This is a genomic window from Pseudarthrobacter sp. N5 (assembly GCF_050157035.1).
GTDB lineage: Bacteria > Actinomycetota > Actinomycetes > Actinomycetales > Micrococcaceae > Arthrobacter.
This window is the reverse complement of record NZ_CP189593.1, coordinates 3,593,520-3,608,453: the sequence shown is the minus strand read 5'-3', so window position 1 is coordinate 3,608,453 and position 14,934 is coordinate 3,593,520. Positions and strand designations below refer to the sequence as shown.

General features: G+C 61.5%; 11 protein-coding genes and 1 pseudogene. 8 read left to right on the top strand and 4 right to left on the bottom strand.

Annotated elements, in window-relative coordinates; all coding sequences use genetic code 11:
- The first annotated feature begins 238 nt into the window (after nt 1–238).
- Genes ACQCST_RS17285 through ACQCST_RS17275 form a run of 3 tightly spaced genes read left to right on the top strand, consistent with a single transcriptional unit; the run spans nt 239 to nt 3,375 of the window.
- Nucleotides 239–1,807 (top strand): NCS1 family nucleobase:cation symporter-1, encoded by a 1,569-nt coding sequence (locus tag ACQCST_RS17285; RefSeq protein WP_426996949.1) that lies wholly within the window; start codon nt 239–241, stop codon nt 1,805–1,807.
- A 31-nt stretch (nt 1,808–1,838) separates the two neighbouring features.
- Nucleotides 1,839–2,582, top strand: a complete 744-nt coding sequence (locus ACQCST_RS17280) for an aspartate/glutamate racemase family protein (protein ID WP_426996948.1) — start codon at nt 1,839–1,841, stop codon at nt 2,580–2,582.
- Between the two features lie 31 nt (nt 2,583–2,613).
- The gene (locus ACQCST_RS17275; RefSeq protein WP_426996946.1) at nt 2,614–3,375 is read left to right on the top strand and encodes an SDR family oxidoreductase; all 762 of its coding nucleotides are present in this window, start codon (nt 2,614–2,616) and stop codon (nt 3,373–3,375) included.
- On the opposite strand, the gene ACQCST_RS17270 is transcribed toward ACQCST_RS17275, so the two are convergent.
- Together ACQCST_RS17270 and ACQCST_RS17265 are read right to left on the bottom strand one after the other, a co-directional pair.
- Entirely contained in the window at nt 3,372–4,283 is a 912-nt protein-coding gene (locus ACQCST_RS17270; protein ID WP_426996945.1) for a glutaminase, read from the bottom strand. The genes ACQCST_RS17275 and ACQCST_RS17270 overlap by 4 nt on opposite strands.
- A gap of 123 nt (nt 4,284–4,406) precedes the next feature.
- Nucleotides 4,407–6,023, bottom strand: coding sequence for a PucR family transcriptional regulator (locus ACQCST_RS17265; RefSeq protein ID WP_426996944.1), 1,617 nt, complete (start codon nt 6,021–6,023; stop codon nt 4,407–4,409).
- A 737-nt stretch (nt 6,024–6,760) separates the two neighbouring features.
- Between ACQCST_RS17265 and ACQCST_RS17260 the strand changes: the two genes are divergently transcribed.
- The 5 genes and pseudogenes from ACQCST_RS17260 (at nt 6,761) to ACQCST_RS17240 (ending at nt 13,425) form a co-directional block, all read left to right on the top strand.
- The gene (locus tag ACQCST_RS17260) at nt 6,761–8,329 is read left to right on the top strand and encodes an amino acid permease (RefSeq protein WP_426996943.1); all 1,569 of its coding nucleotides are present in this window, start codon (nt 6,761–6,763) and stop codon (nt 8,327–8,329) included.
- A gap of 166 nt (nt 8,330–8,495) precedes the next feature.
- Nucleotides 8,496–11,237, top strand: coding sequence for an aminotransferase class I/II-fold pyridoxal phosphate-dependent enzyme (locus ACQCST_RS17255; protein WP_426996942.1), 2,742 nt, complete (start codon nt 8,496–8,498; stop codon nt 11,235–11,237).
- A complete protein-coding gene (locus tag ACQCST_RS17250) occupies nt 11,234–11,464 on the top strand; it encodes an ArsR family transcriptional regulator (protein WP_426996941.1) in 231 nt (76 codons plus the stop codon). The genes ACQCST_RS17255 and ACQCST_RS17250 overlap by 4 nt, the downstream gene beginning before the upstream one ends.
- A 298-nt stretch (nt 11,465–11,762) precedes the next feature.
- A pseudogene (locus tag ACQCST_RS17245) lies at nt 11,763–12,635 on the top strand (cation:dicarboxylate symporter family transporter); the annotation flags it as partial.
- Nucleotides 12,636–12,777: 142 nt separating this feature from the next.
- The gene (locus ACQCST_RS17240; protein WP_426996939.1) at nt 12,778–13,425 is read left to right on the top strand and encodes a Pr6Pr family membrane protein; all 648 of its coding nucleotides are present in this window, start codon (nt 12,778–12,780) and stop codon (nt 13,423–13,425) included.
- Between the two features lie 17 nt (nt 13,426–13,442).
- On the opposite strand, the gene ACQCST_RS17235 is transcribed toward ACQCST_RS17240, so the two are convergent.
- Nucleotides 13,443–13,823, bottom strand: a complete 381-nt coding sequence (locus ACQCST_RS17235) for a sterol carrier family protein (RefSeq protein WP_426996937.1) — start codon at nt 13,821–13,823, stop codon at nt 13,443–13,445.
- Between the two features lie 63 nt (nt 13,824–13,886).
- Entirely contained in the window at nt 13,887–14,903 is a 1,017-nt protein-coding gene (locus ACQCST_RS17230) for an asparaginase (RefSeq protein WP_426996936.1), read from the bottom strand.
- Nucleotides 14,904–14,934: the final 31 nt, after the last annotated feature.

Here is a 14,934-nt window from a genome sequence, read left to right as displayed (position 1 = left end):
TGTGTGAGAAAACATTCTTGCCATTCGAGATTAGCTAGCCAGCTTTGGAGCGTCAAGGCGGGCAGGCTGCTGCCTCCAGGCAATCGCCCTCAAGGGGAGCAATTAATCGATTGTGACTGCCGTAGCCCGGAACCCCTTGACCGCAACGTGATCTCGGTCATACAGTTATTTCACTATTCAAAATCTAGATTCCACAATACGGAAATTATTGCGGAATCTTCAACAACTGGAGAACCAGATGCAGACGACTTCATCAGTCGGCGTCGAAACGGATCCCGAACTGACAACGCTGTCAGGCACGTCCGCCCATCCTTCTGTGGGTGTGGACGCACTTTGTGATTCAGCCACCGCCGTCTCAGACCTCACCATCAGCCCAAGCCTCTACAACGTTGACCTTGCCCCCACCAAACGTGAAGGGCGCCGATGGACGGGGTACAGCATCTTCACCCTCTGGGCCAACGACGTCCACAGCCTCGGTAACTATGCCTTCGCCATTGGCCTGTTCGCCCTCGGGCTTGGCGGCTGGCAGATCCTTCTCGCCCTAGGGATCGGGGCGACACTTCTGTTCACCCTACTGAACTTTTCCGGCTTTATGGGTGTGAAGACCGGCGCGCCATTCCCCGTGATGAGCCGCATCAGCTTCGGCATCCGCGGCGCCCAGATCGCCAGCCTCCTTCGCGGTGCTGTAGCCGTGGCCTGGTTTGGAATCCAGACCTACCTTGCATCAGTGGTCCTCCGCGTCATGCTGGTTGCCATGGTGCCGGAACTCAAGGAACTGGACAGCAATTCCATCCTGGGCCTCTCCACGCTGGGCTGGTTCGCGTTTGTGGCGCTGTGGATCATCCAGCTGGTGATTGTCAGCTTCGGCATGGAAATGATCCGCAAGTACGAGGCATTCGCCGGACCTATCATTCTGGTGACTATGGCTACGATCGCCATCTGGATCTTCGCGGAAGCCGGCGGCTCCATTGCGTGGTCATCCAATAATGCCCTTGAGGGCGGCGACATGTGGCGGACCATCTTTGCCGGCGGCGCCCTGTGGGTCTCCATCTACGGAACCTTCGTCCTGAACTTCTGCGACTTCACCCGCTCAGCGGCTTCCAAGAAGTCCGTGGTCCGCGGCAACTTCTGGGGCATCCCCATCAACATGCTCCTTTTCGGTGCCATCGTCGTAGTCATGGCCGGTGGCCAGTTCAAAATCAGCGGCAAGATCATTGAGAGTCCCTCGGATATCGTCCAGTCCATCCCTAACACGCTGTTGCTGGTTCTGGCCTGCCTTGCCCTGCTGATCCTGACCATCGCCGTGAATCTGATGGCCAACTTCGTCGCCCCGGTCTATGCCCTGACGAACCTTTTCCCCAAGCACCTGAACTTCCGCAAGGCAGCCTGGGTCAGCGGCACCATCGGTCTGGTGATCCTGCCGTGGAACCTCTACAACAACCCGCTGGTCATTGTGTACTTCCTCGGCGGGCTCGGCGCACTGCTTGGACCCCTGTTCGGCATCGTCATGGCCGATTACTGGCTGCTTCGCCGCGGCAAGGTCAATGTGCCGGAGCTCTACACGGACGATCCGTCCGGGGCTTATTTCTACAGGAAGGGCGTCAATCCCAAGGCGATCACGGCACTGCTACCGGCCGCGGCCGTGGCGCTAATGATCGCTTTTATCCCGGCCTTCGAGGCAGCCGCTCCGTTCGCCTGGTTCTTCGCAGCCGGCATCGCGGCCGTGATCTATTTTGTGATCGCGGACCGCAAGCAGCACTTCGACGACGTCGACGGCGAGGCTATCGCCATCGCCAGCACCCACTGACCCGGCCCCGGCCAAAAAGGAGTCAACGACCATGCGCATTCTCGTCGCCAATGTGAACACCACCCAGTCCATGACCGATTCCATCGCCGCCTCGGCCCGCAGCGTAGCGGCGCCCGGCACGGAGATCATCGGACTCACTCCCCGCTTCGGCGCCGATTCCTGCGAAGGAAACTTCGAAAGCTACCTGGCCGCGATCGCCGTGATGGACAAGGTCATGTCCTACCCGGAGCCGTTCGACGCCGTCATCCAGGCCGGTTACGGCGAGCACGGCCGCGAAGGACTGCAGGAGCTGTTGGACGTTCCGGTGGTGGATATTACCGAGGCAGCCGCGAGCACCGCCATGTTCCTGGGCTATAAGTACTCCGTGATCACTACCCTGGACCGCGCCGTCCCGCTGATCGAGGACCGGCTGAAGCTGGCGGGCCTGGACGCGCGCTGTGCCTCGGTCCGTGCCAGCGGCATGGCTGTCCTGGAACTCGAAGAAGTGCCGGAGCGGGCAGTCGAGGCCATCATCGAGCAGGCGCTTCTGGCCGTCCGGGATGACAAGGCCGAGGTCATTGTGCTGGGCTGCGGGGGCATGGCCGGCCTCGATGAACAGATCCGCCTGCGTGCCGGCGTGCCTGTTGTTGACGGCGTTGCGGCTGCTGTTACCATCGCAGAATCACTGGTGAGGCTGGGGTTGTCCACCTCCAAAGTGCGGACCTATGCCACCCCGAGGCCCAAGACCGTCATAGGCTGGCCGATAGCTGCCGCGGACGTTCCCATCGCGGGCTGAGCTGCCGCATATGAACCCCAAGGAGCAACGCATGGTTACACCCCCACCGCACGGAAGGGTGGCCGTTGTCACCGGGGCCGGTTCGGGCATCGGCCGGGCAGTTGCCCGGCTGATGCTCGCGGACGGATATTGGGTGGCGCTTGCCGGCCGCCGCGAAGCGCAGCTGCTCGAAACAGCGGACGGTCACCAGGACGCGCTTGCGGTGCCGTGCGACGTCACCGGTCCCGACGACGTCGAACGGCTCTTCGACGCCGCGATCCAGCGCTGGGGGCGAGTGGACGTGCTGTTCAACAACGCGGGGGTGTTCGGCCCTGCTGCTTCGGTGGATGAGATTAGTGTCCAGGACTGGAATGCCACGGTGGCGGTCAATCTGACGGGATCCATGCTGTGTGCCGCCGCCGCGGTCCGGGCCATGAAAGCCCAGTCACCGCAGGGAGGCCGGATCATCAACAACGGTTCCATCGCCGCTCATTCGCCGCGCCCACGGACCGTGGCCTACACGGTCACCAAGCACGCCATGACGGGCCTGACCAAAAGCATCGAGCTGGATGGCCGGGAGTTCGGCATCACGTGCGGCCAGATCGATATCGGCAACACGGCCACGGAGCTGATGGACACCATCGGCGTGGGCTCCGGCGCGCTCCAAGCCGACGGCAGCCGCCGGGTGGAGCCGACGTTCCCGGTGCAGGACGCTGCACGGGCGGTGCTGCTGATGGCAGGTATGCCTGCTTCGGCCAGCGTCGGTTCTGTGGTGATGACGGCCGCCGGCATGCCCTTTATCGGGCGCGGCTAGAAGATGGACCAGCCTGTGCGGCTCGTGAATTCGTCGAGCGCTGCAACACCCGCCAGCGAGTTGCCGGAGCGCCCCAATCCCGGGCTCCAGACACAGATGGTGCAATTGTTGGGCACCACGGCAACGATTCCGCCACCTACGCCGCTCTTCCCTGGGAGCCCCACCCGGTAAGCGAATTCGCCCGCGGCGTCATAGGTGCCGCACGTGAGCATCACAGCATTGATTCTCTTGGTCTGGGGCGGGGACAACAGGGGCGTACCGTCACTCCGCAGTCCGTTGGTGGCCAGAAACCTGCTGGCAAGGGCCAGATCGGTGCAGCTCATGGCCAGTGCACACTGGTTAATGTACGCGTCGAGGACAGAGTCCACGGGATTTTCAAGATTGCCGTAGCTGGCCAGAAAATGTGCCAACGAGGCGTTGCGGTGGCCATGCTGGGCCTCAGAAATGGCCACGTCGGCATCAGTATCGATGGAATCGTTGCCACTTTCCTTCCGGAGCAGTTCGCGGACAGCTGATGGAGAGTTTGCCGAGATGCTCAGGAGCCTGTCCGTGACGACGATGGCGCCGGCGTTGATGAACGGGTTACGGGGAATTCCATCCTCCTGTTCCAACTGCACCAGTGAATTGAAGGGATTTCCGGAAGGCTCCCGGAATACACGTTTCCAGATGCTGTCACCGTCACGGGCCAGCACCAGCGCAAGAGCGAAGACCTTGGAAATGCTCTGGATCGAAAACGGTACGTCCGCATCCCCAGATGAATAGACGTCCCCCGTGCCTGTTGCCAGGGAAATGCCGAATTGATCCCTTCTTACAGAGCCCAGGCTCGGAATATAGTCCGCCACGGCGCCTTGTCCGGTGAGGGGTTGGACAGAACCGACAATGTCGTCGAGGAGATTTTGGATATCCATATGGTGGCGGCTCAGCTTCTTGGTAAGGCGGTCAACGTCTGTTGAACAACGCTGATCAATGGCGATCAGGAAATACAAATATGAGGACGGAACTGCAGATTCGGCTGTCAGTGCAGGCGGCGGCTACTTACGTCCCTGCGAGTGCGCCCAGAGCCGGATCTGTAGATGGGCCAGAAGCCGTTGGTCCCCGTCCTGAAGGTCGATTCCTGCGACATCGCATGCCCGCCGGAGCCGGTAGTGGACTGTGTTTCGGTGGATACCCAGTACTTCTGCACACCGGGTTACGTCGCCGAAAAAGTCAAGGTAGGTCAGCAGAGTGGTCGCAAATTCGGGGAATTGCCTGCACAGTTGCGTGATGCCTTCATGCCGCAGGCGTGTCTTCGATTCAAGCAGCTCAAGTAATTCATTGGTCAGAACGGTGGTCTCCACATCGCTGTAGGAGGCCACCTGCAACGAAGGAGTGGCTGCAATAACCGTCAAAACACTGCGCACATGCTGAAGGGTAGTGTGCAGGAGGTCCAACCGGCTCACGACCGGTCCGACGGCCGCCTGGATCTGGAAATTAAGATGCATTCGGGCGTCCCGGACAATGACATTGATCAGGCGGTTTATGGCCGGCGGCGATTTCACCGGGTCGAGGTCCGGCAGAATAATGGCAATGTCCAGACCCATGGCGCCCACCACGGCGCCGGGTCGATATGCTGCTGCGTGAATTGACACCAAGTTGGCCAGCTCGCCCCGGCGCAGCTGCAGACCGGGAGCCGATTGATCCAGGCCCCCGCTGGATATCAGCACAAGTGCGGCAGGGTTGGACGGATCAATCCCCGCAGACTGGGCCTGGGAGTGGATCTGGGCCGTACCGCTGAGCAGGCTCGAGACACGGTCCCGACGCAACGATTGGGACTGCTCATTGCGGTGTCTTACCAACTCTGTGGCTGCATAACGTGCCGCTCCCACCAGGATCCTGTCCGCGTTGGACGCAAGGCGCTCCGTCCCTTCCTGCAGCCAGATGTAACCGAGAACCCGGCTACCCGCGTGGATGCCGATTGCGACTCGCTCACGCAGGCCCTCCTGCGGGTTGGCCTCGATATGAATCGGGGCTTCAACCTCTCGCAGATGCTTATAGACACCGGAGTCCTTCAGTAGCTTCTGGTACCGTTCGGGGCCCCGCCTTGCCAAAATCGAGAGCCGGCGGAGCTCATCCACTTCATTGGACGCCGGCGAATATGCCAAAACCCTGTTGGCCGTGTCCTCGATGACAACGTGGCCATTGGCCATCGTCGCCGTGGTCTCGGCGATGGTGAAAAGGTCCCGATGAATGATCGTGGATGCGTCTGCGGCAGTGGATGGTTCACCGATGCGCTCCTTCGCAATGCTCTCAAACTGGTCCCAGCGCATGCTGGGTACAACAGCTATGAGGCCGATTCCTGTCGGGCGAAGAAGTTCTTGAACGGCTTCCAGCTCGGCTTCGGTCCCCTTGATCGCGATAGCAGTAGGGAAGTCCTGTATAAGCCTGGTAACTTTCGGCAGTGCCGCCCTGCCCCGTGAACCAATGAGCAAAACGAGCGCCCCATGCTGGACGTTTCCGTCGTCCTCGGCGTCGACGATGACTGTTTCGCGGACGTTCTCGTTATCCGGGGCGGGAGCGAGCAAAAGCTGACCGCTGTCCACACCAAGGTCTTCAAGTATGTCGCTGAGCATGGTGCCGACAACGCCCTCATCTGTTTTCTGAGGTCTCACCGCCGTGTTCGCTTCCTCTCACAATAGAAAATATCGAGCTCGGTCATCCGACCCTGGAATCGTGCATTTCAGGGTGGAGCAGAAATCAGCGCGTGGCCACGAACCGGCGAAGTCGCGACCCCGTTCGTGAGGCGCGAGGGCGCTCATAGCCATGAACATTACTCGCCCTACGCCGAACTGAAGTTGTCATCCGAGCACAACCACCTGCACGTGAAGTTGGCTGGCTGGACAGTTCATTCTCTCCGGCCGGGATCTACAGTTATTTTGTGTCTCTGGCACCCATGACGCGCCATCCAGGCGCCATCCACGAGGGCAGGCGGTCGACAAGTCTTGGAGCATGCAAGCGCGTTGAGAAGTACCGGAGTCAAAGTTGAGAAGTACCGGAGTCAAAGGAGACCCCAAGAGTGACGGGCGCGCTGACCACGGCACCCCCGGACCTCGTCACCGTGGTAATCGGTGGATTGAGAAATTAAGAGATAGCTGCAAGAGCCCGCCCGGGAGATGTATTCCCTGACATAGTCCTTGGCCGAACCGCCTGCCGGAGCGTCTCATACGCGCTGTCCGGATACCAGCACGGAAACAGGGTGCTGGATGGCGGGTACCGCGTCGCCGCAGGGCAGGGCAGGGCGCCCGCCAGCGGACAGGCATTTCAGGCCTGCTGCGCGGGTTCCTCGGCCCGTAGCTGATGCCGTTATGCAGGTCCTGGCGGGCATCCACAACCAAAATTTAGGAAGTTCATGACCACCAAAACCCCAACCGCAGGTCTTGACCCCGCCGATGCCCTGGAAAACACCAGGGAGCTTCTGGGAGACCGATCAGCCTCCGTACAGGATTTTTCGAGAGAAGAAGCGGGATACCACAAAACTCTCAAACCACGGCAGATCCAAATGATCGCTATTGGCGGCGCGATCGGAACCGGACTGTTTATGGGAGCCGGCGGACGCCTGAATGGTTCCGGACCGTCGCTGATCCTCGTTTACGCCGTCTGCGGCTTCTTTGCGTTCCTGATCCTGCGTGCCCTGGGCGAACTGGTCCTTCACCGCCCGTCGTCAGGCTCTTTCGTTTCCTACGCCCGGGAGTTCTACGGTGAGAAGATGGCCTACACCGCCGGCTGGCTGTATTTCCTGAACTGGGCCATGACCTCGATCGTGGACGTCACCGCGGTGGCGCTGTACGTCAAGTTCTGGGGCCAGTTCTGGGCGCCGATCCAGACCGTCCCTCAATGGCTAATCGCTCTGCTCGCTCTTGTTGTTGTCTTGGGTCTGAACCTGGTCTCCGTCAGGATCTTCGGAGAGATGGAGTTCTGGTTCGCACTGATCAAGGTGACGGCTTTGGTTGCCTTCCTCATCGTTGGCGTGTGCTTCATTCTCTTCGGCGGGAAAACCGACATTGGCGTCCCTGGGCTGGGCGTGATCCTGGACAACGGCGGGGCTCTCCCCACAGGTGCCGTGGCACCTCTTCTGGCAATCAGCGGTGTCGTCTTCGCCTACGCCGCCATTGAACTCGTCGGCACCGCAGCAGGTGAAACGGCCAATCCGGAGAAAGTCATGCCCAAGGCTGTCAACACTGTGGTCCTCCGGATTGCCGTCTTCTACATTGGTTCGGTACTGCTGCTGTCCCTGCTGTTGCCTTTCACGGCTTACAAATCCGGCGAATCGCCCTTTGTCACGTTCTTTTCCCACCTCGGAGATTCCCACGCCGGGGCAATCTCCGCATCGATAATGAATTTTGTTGTCCTCACCGCGGCCCTGTCGAGCCTGAATGCGGGACTTTACTCCACTGGCCGGATTCTGAGATCCATGGCGGTCAATGGTTCAGCACCGCAGTTCACTGCGAAGATGAGTAAATCCGGCGTCCCTTATGGCGGGATCCTGCTGACGGCGGTCATCACTCTTCTCGGCGTCGGACTGAACGCCCTTGTCCCGTCCCAGGTGTTTGAGATTGTGCTCGAAGTGTCCGCTGTTGGAATCATCGGCGGCTGGGCAACCATCATGCTCTGCCACATCAAGCTCCAGAAATGGGTCAGGCGCGGCCAGGTTGAACGACCCTCTTTCCGCCTGTTCGGAGCGCCCTACACCTCATACCTCACTCTCGGCTTCCTCGCCTTTGTCTTGGTGACAATGGGTTTCTCCGAAACAGGACGCTGGGTCCTGGCATCCCTGCTGATCCTCGTCCCCGTGCTCATCCTCGGCTGGTTCGCCTGCCGGAAGCGGATTCTGGAAACTGCAGTGCCCCTGCGCGGAGATACAGGGGAGCCCCGGTCATCGCAGATCGCCCCGACGATGACTCCCCAGCGCGCACGGTGACACGGTAAAACAACGTTCACGCGTTTGTCGCGTCGCCAGGGATAACAAACCTGCTGGCGCGCTCTCGGCGGGCACCTGAAACAGCTGCCCGCCGAGAGCCACGATTTGTGTCCCGGCCATGCCCGGTCAGGACAGCAAAAGACTCTTGATGGAAAACGGAATCGACATGAATTATCAACCTCTCAGCCGGGAAATCGGCACACCCAGCCGCGCCTGGCGCTCCCGCGCAGACGCCTGGGAGTTTCTCGGATACGCGCTGAAACAGCTGACCATGAGCAAACGCGGCGGACCGTCCAATGACAGCCTCCAGTCTCAGGTCCGGCGGACCCTTGGCCTCCTGCAGGCCATTGAACTGTATTGGGCTGCACCAGGGCTCGCGACCGTCGCGCGGTTGCACGATTATCTCCGCGCCGGTGACCATCGGGCAGGCCTGGATCTGGTGGCCGGTCTCACTCACCTTGTGCCTGCTGCCGGCTCCGGATCAGATCAGTCCGGTAGCGCCCAGGATCCGCGTGAGCCGGAAGACGAAGACGCCAACGGAGCACAAGGGCCGGTAGGTCGGCCACGGTTCGAGGTGCTGGTTGTCGACGACGTCACGGACGAGGACGCAGAGATGCTGAAAGCGGAACTGCACCGTCAACGCCGGCCGTCCGATGCTTTTGTGTACGCGATCAACGTGGTCCCGAGTTACGAGGATGCGCTGGTGGCCCTCCTGCTGAATCCCGACATCCAGGCCTGCATCCTCCGGCCAGGATTTACTGTCAACAGCGCACAGCCGTTGGGTAGGGACCTGAGAAAGTTCCTTGCCGGGCACGTCGGAAGCGAGCTGGCAGGTCTGCGCCCGCTCGGCAGAATCCTCAGCCTGGCAGAAGAGATCTCCGGACTCCGACCCGAACTTGATGTCTATCTCGTGGCAGGCGTATCGATCGAAAACCTTGCCGGATCACTGACGAAACGGTTCAGAAGGATCTTCCGGAGACATGACCATCTTGACCTTCACCTTTCACTCCTGTCCGGTATCGCGGAGCGGTACGAAACACCGTTCTTCACAGCGCTCCAGGACTACAGCAGGCGGCCCGCAAGCGTCTTTCATGCCTTGCCGATCTCCCGTGGCGGCTCGGTCGGCAACTCGCCCTGGATCAAAGACATGGTCGATTTCTACGGACTGAACCTTCTTCTGGCCGAGACCTCCGCAACCTCGGGTGGGCTGGACTCGCTGCTGGCCCCGAACGGATCGATCAAAAGAGCCCAGGACTTGGCCGCCCGGGCATTTGGGGCGCAAAGAACCTTTTTCGTCACGAACGGGACATCCACGGCCAACAAGATCGTCCATCAGTCCATCCTCGCCCCGGGGGATGTAGTCCTCGTGGACCGAAATTGCCACAAATCACACCACTATGCGTTTGTCCTCGCCGGAGCCCAGGTCGCGTACCTGGATGCCTACCCGCTGAATCAGTACGCCTTCTACGGTGCCGTCCCGCTGGCCAGCATCAAGGGCATGCTGCTGGACTACAGGAGGGCCGGGCGTCTGGACGAAGTCAAGATGATCACGCTGACCAACTGCACTTTCGACGGCATTGTCTACGATGTTGAGCGCGTTATGGAGGAATGCCTGGCCATCAAGCCCGATCTGGTCTTCCTCTGGGATGAAGCATGGTTTGCTTTTGCCCGTTCGCACCCCATCTACCGGCGCAGGACGGCCATGGCAGCAGCCAGGAAACTGGAAACGTCATTCGGCGACCCGGCATATGCGGCCAGACACGCCCAACAGCTGGAAACCCTCCATGATGCGGAAACGGGTGAACCTGCCGACGACGACTTGTGGTTGAGGACCCGTCTCATTCCGGACCCGGCAACGGCCCGGCTGCGGGTTTACGCCACCCAGTCCACGCACAAGACCCTGACCTCGCTGCGCCAGGGATCCATGATCCACGTCTTCGACCAGGACTTCAGCGAGTGGAACCAGGAAACATTCCGCGAGGCCTACATGACGCACACCTCGACGTCGCCGAACTACCAGATCCTCGCATCCCTAGACATCGGGCGTCGCCAGGTCGAGCTGGAAGGCTTCGGCCTCGTCCAGAAACAGGCGGACCTGGCCACCAGCGTTGCCCAGGCCGTGGCCCGGCACCCGCTGCTCAAGAAATACTTCCGTGTCCTGACCTCACGGGACCTCGTTCCGTCCCTGTACCGGGAGACGGACCGGCCGATGCCGCTTCGTGAAGGCTTGGCGGCGCTCGATGAGGCGTGGCAGCGCGATGAGTTCGTGGTGGACCCCAGCCGGCTGACCCTTGACATCAGCAGGACAGGAATCGACGGCGACACGTTCAGGCACAGCTACCTCATGGACGAATACGGCATCCAGGTCAACAAGACCTCCAGGAACACTGTGCTGTTTATGACCAACATCGGAACTTCCCGCAGCGCGGTCGCGTACCTGATAGAAGTCCTTGTGAAACTGGCTGAATCCTTCGAGGACGGCGTCGGGTCACCGCGTCAACAGGGCAGGCCGACTGTCCAGACGGGCGGGGTGGGCAGCACGCCACCGCTGCCGGACTTCAGCATGTTCGCAGCACGCTTCCGGCGCAACTCGTTGAACCCTGATGGGGACATCCGTGCAGCCTACTTCGAGACGTACAAAACAGGATCGACCACGTACGTTTCAGCGCACGAACTTGCCGAAAGAATCCAATCCGGCACGGAGGTCATCTCCGCCGGATTCGTCACACCGTACCCTCCGGGCTTTCCTATCCTCGTCCCAGGGCAGGTCATTACCAATCACACACTCGAATTCATGGCCGCGCTGGACACCCGCGAGATCCACGGCTTCGACGGAGACCGCGGTTACAGGGTGTTTGTCGACAAGACCCACCCCGCTGCAACAGAAGGGGAGGGGCATACACCGTGACTAACCATCCGCTCCGGGATCGAATCGTGGCCTATCTGGAGGGGCACGGCCCGCGGAGGACCTCTGACATCAGCGCTGCCGTGAGGGCGTCCAAGGGCGCCACTCAGTACCATCTGAGTGCGTTGGAGTCAGCCTCCTTGGTCCGGTCAAATATTCCTCCGGAAAACAGGGCGAGGTCCACACCCTTCTACACCCTGGTCAGGGTTTCATCTGACGCCTCCGCGTAGAAGGGAACGGCGGTCTCTCCGGCACCTGCCGTTCCCGGTGACAACGCCTCGCATCATCGACGGCTGGGGACAGCAATCATTCCGGGGCCGGGAGGCCAGCCACCCTCATCCTGCGATAGGAACGTGCTACGAAAAAGACAACCAGGCCGACGTCCTTCGCTTTTTTGCTGCCCCCAAACAGACACTCGCCCTGAGATTCGCCCATGTTTTCCATAATACGGAAATCAATTACCCTCTTGCGGAAAAGTGTGAGCGGGATTACGTTGGAATCAGATCCCGATTCCCGGGGCAATCCCCCTTCGGTGCCATGGCGTTTATTATCGGCCAATACGGCCTGGACCCCCTGGGCACTTATGCCGTGCTGATTGCCGCCTGCTACGGCGCGGCCATTGTGTTCATCGGGCTGCTGTTCCTGGTGGCCTGGGGGTTCGCCCGGGTTCCGCTGTGGCACTTCCTGAAGTACACCCGCGAAGAGTTCCTGCTTGCCCTCGGCACCGCCTCCACCGAGGCAGTCATGCCGCGGATCATGACCAAGCTGACCAACGCCGGCTGCTCCCGCGCCACCACCGGACTGGTTGTCCCCACCGGATACTCCTTCAACCTCGACGGCGCCGCGATCTACCTTTCGATCTCGCTGCTGTTCCTGGCACAGGCCTTCGGCCATCACCTTGACCTGGGCCAGCAGCTGGCCGCCCTGGGGGTCCTGCTGCTGACATCCAAGGGAATGGCAGGTGTCCCGGGGTCCTCGTTCCTGGCGCTCTCCGCCACCGCTGCGGCGCTCGGTATCTTCCCGGTGGCCGGTGTGGCCCTCCTCCTGGGCGCCGACCGCCTGATGGACCCCATGCGCGTGGTGGTGAACCTGCTCGGCAATTGCGTGGCCACGTTCGTTGTGTCGAAGTGGGAAGGCCAGTTTGACCGAAGCGTTATGGTCCGTGCGTTCAACGGTGAAATCACCAACCACGATTCGGCCATCATGATGGGTGTGGATGACGAATTCGAGGACCAGGAACTCGTACGGATCAGTGAAGGCCAGGCGCCTTCGCCGAAGTTCCGCGGCGGGCCCACCCCGGAGGACATTCCGGAGTTCGAGATGAGCAGGCGCCGGCAAAGTGATCCGGTAGCGGCAGGCACCCATGAGAGCGTGGGCAGCTCGGCGGCCATCAACCACTAGTAACCCCCGCCCCACCCGTTTCGATGGTTCCCCGCGCCCACGATGTGACCCAACATCGAGTGCAGGGGGAACCATCGAAACGGCAGTTGTTTGTGCGCCGTGGCTGCTCGCGCCAGGTGCCTTCCTGCCCTAGGATCGGCTCATGACGGCAAACAGGGGACTTGCACTTTTCCGATTCTGGTTCGCGCTGCTGGGTTTTGCAGCCGTGCTGTTCCAGTTCCTGCATCTGATGCAGAATGGCGGCAAGGCCGGAAACTACTTCAGCTATTTCACCATCGAGTCCAACATCATCGCTTTCGTGACGCTCGGCGTGGCCGGCTGGTTCGCCTGGAAGGGCGAGAGCCCACGTTGGCTTGAACTGCTGCGCGGCGCGGCCACGGTGTACATGACCATCACTGGCATCACGTACAGCCTGCTGCTGAGCGACATTGACGTCAACACGCCCATTCCCTGGATCAATGTGGTGCTGCACTACACGGTGCCCACCATCATTGTCATCGACTGGCTGGTGGACCTTCCCCAGTCGAAGATCTCCATCAGAACGTCGCTGCTGTGGCTGGCCTTCCCGCTGCTGTACCTGGTCTACAGCCTGATCCGCGGCCCCATCGTCGGCTGGTACCCGTACCCGTTCCTGGATCCGGGTGTCAGCGGCTACGGCACGGTGGCCATTATGTCCCTGCTCATCGCAGTGGCTGCCTTCGTCCTGGCCATCGTCGCCGCGCTGTCCACCAGGCTCCAGAACTCGGTCCCGCACCCGGCCACAGCCACGGCCACCGCCGCGGTCCGCTAGCCCCGCGGTTATTACAGTTACTCCAGCGGGAGCAGCCCTGAGAGGTCCGCGCGCAATCCTGAGGCCGCCACCTTGCCGTCCGCTACGGCGTCCGCCCAGCTCAACTGGCCGGTCACCATCGCAAGCCAGATGGCGGCGTCGCACTCTATGACGTTCGGCGGGGTTCCACGTGTGTGGCGCGGCCCCTCAACACATTGCGTGACGCCGAAAGGCGGAACCCGCACCTCCACCGAGTTGCCGGGTGCGCGGGCCGTGACTTCCTCGAGCGTGAAGCGCACCGCGGTGGCTATGGTTGTTCGCGGAACCGAAGCGTCCGACGCCGGTGGGGCGGCTTCCAGCCACAACGCCACCGCTGCCCGGCCCTCGTCAAGATCAATACGGCGCCGTGATACCGCCACTTTCTCCGCCCTTTCAGAAAACCGGTCCAGCAGTGCTTGTCCGGCAGCGTCAGTCCGGTGCTGTTAGTCCAGCAGCGCCGACACGGCATGGCCCAGCCGGATCTTGCCCACGGGCCGGCCACCGCCCAGCACCGGCTCCACCACTTTTTCCAACACGCTGGAGACGCCAGGGATGTCCACCGCTCTGGCTGCGGCCAGCAAGGTGAGCCCCACCAGCGTGGTGGCGCGGACATTGCCGTCCAGCATCTTCACGGCCACTGACGCGCCCTGCGGTGTGGCCATGACCAGCACGCCCTCGGCGCCGACCTTGGCAATGATGCCCAGCTCGTCCATCACAATGGTATTCGCCTCACCGCGTCCCTGCACCGCCCACGGGTAGTCCAGCATGGAGGTCGCAACGGTGGCGGCCCGGGCGTTCGAATTCTTGTCGCCGGGCGCTTTTGCCAGCCGGGAAAAGGCTCGGGCCAGCCCGGTCAGTGACACGGCCGCTACGGGGGCGCCGCAGCCGTCAATGCCAAGATGGGCGATCTCCTCACCGGTGTATTCCTCGATCACGGCCCGGATGCGCTGTTGCAGGGGGTGGTTGGGTTCCAGATAGCTGTGGGTGTCCCAGCCGTTTTCGGTGCAGGCCCACAGGAAGGCCGCGTGCTTGCCGGAGCAGTTGAAGGCGAGCTTGGACATGCCACGGTCGGTGCGGATCAGCCAGTTTCGTGCTGTCTCGTCCTGCGGCCAGGCGGACGGGCACTGCAGCTGGTTTTCCTTGACGCCTGCGGCTTTGAGCATGCCCTCCACAATGTCCATGTGGTCCAGCGAACCCACGTGGCTGGCACAGGCCAAAGCCACCTGGGCGCCGCGCAGGGGAACTCCTGACTGCATGGTGGCCAGGGCCTGGAGCGGCTTGAGGGTGGAGCGGGCGTAGATGGGGGTGGTGATGTCGCCCAGTTCCGTGACTACGGTTCCGTCGCCGGCGAGGACCACGGCTGAGCCGATGTGCCGGGACTCCACAAAGCCGCTCCGCTCAACAACTGCGAGTTCGACGGCGGACTCCACAGTGAACGTGGCATTCGAAGGTTGCGGCATGGAGTAAGTCTATGGTGCGCGGCCTGTGGAA